This window comes from Vibrio genomosp. F10 str. 9ZD137 (genome assembly GCF_049974785.1).
In the GTDB taxonomy this organism is placed as follows: Bacteria; Pseudomonadota; Gammaproteobacteria; order Enterobacterales; family Vibrionaceae; genus Vibrio.
Genome location: NZ_JBNGCJ010000496.1, coordinates 1 through 3,332, shown reverse-complemented (window position 1 = coordinate 3,332; position 3,332 = coordinate 1). Strand labels below are relative to the sequence as shown.

2 protein-coding genes and 1 pseudogene are annotated in these 3,332 nt (G+C 43.2%); all 3 read right to left on the bottom strand.

Going from position 1 to position 3,332, the window contains the following annotated elements:
* Positions 1-1,393 (bottom strand): VCBS domain-containing protein (locus ACP45E_RS11990; protein WP_198927715.1); only part of this gene is annotated, 1,393 nt, incomplete at its 3' end.
* Between the two features lie 293 nt (positions 1,394-1,686).
* Entirely contained in the window at positions 1,687-2,940 is a 1,254-nt protein-coding gene (locus ACP45E_RS11985; RefSeq protein ID WP_017036982.1) for a leucine-rich repeat-containing protein kinase family protein, read from the bottom strand.
* A gap of 266 nt (positions 2,941-3,206) precedes the next feature.
* Positions 3,207-3,332, bottom strand: a pseudogene (locus ACP45E_RS11980) (ABC transporter substrate-binding protein); the annotation flags it as partial.

Here is a 3,332-nt window from a genome sequence, read left to right as displayed (position 1 = left end):
AACCGCTCTTCCGATCTGTAATAGTAACTTGATGTGGCGTGCCATCGGCAGAATGAACGGTGATGATGTCAGTGGTTTTTGAACCTTGCGCTAACGCTTGCACGGTTGGGTTTGTATTATCTAATTGGTAGGTCCAATTTCCTTGTGAGGTTAAGACTAACGATCCCAACTGGCCGAGAAAATTCCCCGCTTGAAAATGATCTTGGCCGGCATCTGGATCCTGTATATCGAGTTTACCTTGCGCTTGAATATGCGTGCCTTCCGTTAAAACTGCCGTATCAGAGCCGGACACTACCGCGTTGTCATCGGTGCCACCAATCGTCATTTCAAGCGTTTGTGGCGTTCCATCTTTGGTGTGAATAATGAATGTTTCATGGAGGCTGGTTTGGCTCACCAATGCTTGAATCTCTTGACTCGAATTTTTAGCTTGATACTGCCAGTGCCCTTGAGCGTCAATAGTCAGTGTGCCGTATTGCCCTGTGAGTGTTTCGGCAGTGACAGAGCTTTCATTTTGATCCGGATCGATAACATCGATTTTACCGTTGGCTTGGAGGAATCCGTTTGCGTCTACGTTGTTATCTTCTGCTACAAAACCAAGTAAATCACCGGACACAGATGGAGCATCTTGATGCCCAGTTACTGGGATTTGAATAACGAGGGTTGAGCCGTTTGAAAGATGTAGCGTGAACGGATCGGTGCCATGTTGAAGCTCTTGCAATGCAATATATTGAGGAGAATGTGGATCGAGAACAAAGACATATTTGCCACTTTCATCAACATGCAGTTCTCCGTATTTTCCTTTGATGGTTTCGGCAATAAATGTCACCGACGCAAAAGTCGTTGGTTGTGCTGTATTTGTTGGCCCCGCAGTCGGTGTGCCTGAAGGCTGGGTGTGTCCGTTAGTAATTACAGGCGCTGAAACCGATGGAACATAATGGATTTGCGGATGAGAGGCAACGGAAAGATAACGAGAGGAATGAGATCCGCCTGTTGGGTTTGCAGCAATGGTTTCTTGGGGAGCCTCACCTATTTTATTTTGGCTGTTACTGCTAGCTTCGAGTGATTCTAGACGATTTTCTGTGCTGATTGCTTGCTCGGTTTTAGGACTGTGTGTTCCTTCTAAACGACTCTCATCGTGTCGCTCATTCAAAGGCTCGGCAGTATTGTGGCTATCGTCGTTACTTTTATTAGAAGAATCAGCATTAGCAGAACCAGCGCGAGCAAGAGAAGGCAAGATAAGCAGTAACGATTGGGATATGGGTACATTGATGCGAAGTGCTGAACTCACTCTGACTTTTTTATCTTTACGTTTTGTCCCTGCGTCTGTACTGCGATTCGCTGGTGTTTTCTTCGTTGTTTTTTGAGGTCTATCAACCTTGTTTTTCTCTGCCATTGGTTACATCCATAAATTCTTTTTAGCCTTACTTTAGTTAAATACAAGAATGGCATTTTTGCGAACTAATTCTTTAATTATTAAGAGAATTAGTGAAGAACAGATAGCTACTCTCATTTTGATGGAAAAGCGATGTGAAATATTGAGAAAGCAAAAGGAGAAATGATGGACTCTTTCGCTCCAACTCATGATTGAATTTGAGCGAAAGGCGTTATTGAACAATAGAAATGAACACGGTTTGTTGTTTAATCCGTTTATTATCTAGCCTGTTTATTGTTTAACCTGTTTATTATCTAACCAGAAAATGCCATTTTTGCAGATTTTGAAAGTGCTTTGAAGTGGTCACTATCGATGTCACCTGGTTTACAAATGCTAAGAAGATCGTCAATAAAAAAGCTGAGTGATCTTGATTCAATAGCTTTGATTGCCAGCTGCTGTTCAAGGGGCAAGTACCCATAGGTAGACGCGGCACCAAAGTCGCCAAAGATCATATGATTGTCGCTGTTTATTAACACGTTATGCGCGTATAAATCTCCGTGGCAGACTTTGTTCTCGTGTAAATGGTTAAATACGCCCGTCATTTGTTCAACAATGCTCTTTATCTCATGAATACCGAGTTGGAAGTCGGGCTTGAACGTATCTCGCGTGCACGATTGCAAACTAGGCGCTAAACCTAAATTGAAATAGTTCTCTGGAATCAGTTCCATGACGAGCGAAAGATAGTTTTCTTCATTAACTTGAGCGATAGATTTAACAAGATTTGGGTGGCGTCCTGTTTGCAAACAGGCATGCAGCTCATCTTGCGGGTAACCATCGCTGGTGACTGCGCCCTTAAATACTTTAACCGCTACGTGCTTCGGGAAATCGTACTCTTCGTTCAACCAATCGGCGTGTGAAATAATGCCTGAAGCTCCTTGTCCCAACACTTGGTTTAATTGATAACTGTCAGAGCTTACCTGTGGCACTTGGGTTGTGAGCTTGTTATTTTCACAAAAAGGGTTGCCAGCGAACGCGAGCCAAGCAAGGCGTGGGAGTGACAGTAACGGCTTGGGAAATTCAGTTAACTGGTTCGCCGATAAACGAATCAGCTCTAAGTTGTTCAATTGGCTCATTGAGTCGGGAAGTTGTTGTATCTTATTGCCAGCTAATGCCAATTTTTGCAATCGAGGTCTATGGCCAAGCGCGGAAGGCAGGACTTCGATGTCATTATCCGTCAGGATCAACCAGCGAAGCTGCTTAGGAAGTGAGTGCTCTGATACTTCGGTGATTTGGTTGTCTTTAAAACCGACCATTTCGAGTTGAGGACAACGGCCAAGCACCTCTGGAAGGTGAGTGAATTGGTTTTGTGAGGCAAACAATATCTTCAGATTCACCAGTTGTTCTAGTTCATCTGGTAAGTCTTTGAGCTGATTGTTTGAGATGTCTAATATTTCGAGTGTGTCGGCGAGTTGCAAAATCTCTAGTGGAAATTCAGTCAGTTGCTGTGACATTGTTAGGCGTTTAACGCCTGTAAGCTGACCATTTTTTAGTTGTTCTATTGTGTGCAAACTGAAACCTTAATACTCGACCTATTTTTGAATCGGGTAGTCTACGCGTAACTTTTATGAAAGGCGAGAGTCTCTGGGGCTAAATATAGGCCCTTGAGTGAAGGTATTGCGAGCTGTGATTTCATCCTATTTAGGATGTTGCTTTGTTTTCTCGTCCTGTCATCACATCAATGTAATCAAATCAAATCAAATCAAATCAAATCAATCAAACTGTATTTTTGTTCTTATGGTTAGTCTTTGGTGTTGTCTATGCTTTTCCACATTTCTTAGTTGCTCTCGGCGATAGAGATGATCCGCTTAACGACTTCGTTCTCAGTGACGCTCGCATCGCGATAATAGCGGAAGATCTCTGAGTTGATGGCTTGTTGAGCCATTGGGTTTACGGCCATAGA